At 55.5% G+C, this 686-nt stretch carries 1 protein-coding gene; it reads left to right on the top strand.

What is annotated here, in order from left to right; all coding sequences use genetic code 11:
* A partial coding sequence (argF, locus tag M3P88_RS15805; RefSeq protein ID WP_249616952.1) for an ornithine carbamoyltransferase occupies positions 1-686 on the top strand: 686 nt, incomplete at both ends.

Below are 686 nucleotides of genomic sequence, written 5' to 3'. Positions count from 1 at the left end.
AAAAACGCCGGTAACGAAGAGCAGCGTCTGGTTGGCAAAAACATCGCGCTGATTTTCGAAAAAGCATCGACCCGTACCCGTTGCGCGTTTGAAGTGGCAGCCTACGATCAGGGCGCTCACGTGACCTACCTCGGGCCGTCCGGTTCGCAGATCGGTTACAAAGAGTCGATGAAAGACACCGCGCGTGTACTGGGCCGCATGTACGATGCGATCGAATACCGTGGCTTCAAGCAGGACGTGGTTCAGGAACTGGCCGACAACGCCGGCGTACCGGTTTACAACGGTCTGACCGACGAATGGCACCCAACCCAGATGCTGGCTGACGTGCTGACCATGATCGAAAACAGCGAAAAGCCGCTGTCCCAGATCTCTTACGCTTATGTTGGCGATGCTCGCAACAATATGGGTAACTCCCTGATGGTTGTGGGTTGCAAACTGGGTATGGAAGTACGCATTGGGGGTCCTAAGGATCTGTGGCCTGAAGAGGCTCTGGTTGAAGAGTGCAAGAAAATTGCTGCTCAAACCGGCGCGCGTCTGGTGCTGACCGATGATCCTAAGGCTGCGGTTGAAGGCGTTGACTTCATCCACACCGACGTTTGGGTTTCCATGGGTGAGCCAAAAGAAGTTTGGGCCGAGCGTATTGCCCTGCTGTCCCCATTCCAGGTGAACGCTGAGCTGATGGCTGC

Origin of the sequence: Craterilacuibacter sp. RT1T (genome assembly GCF_023502145.1) — a bacterium.
Taxonomy (GTDB): Bacteria; Pseudomonadota; Gammaproteobacteria; order Burkholderiales; family Chromobacteriaceae; genus Craterilacuibacter.
The sequence above is the reverse complement of the archived record's forward strand: the minus strand, read 5'-3'. Positions and strand labels throughout refer to the sequence as shown.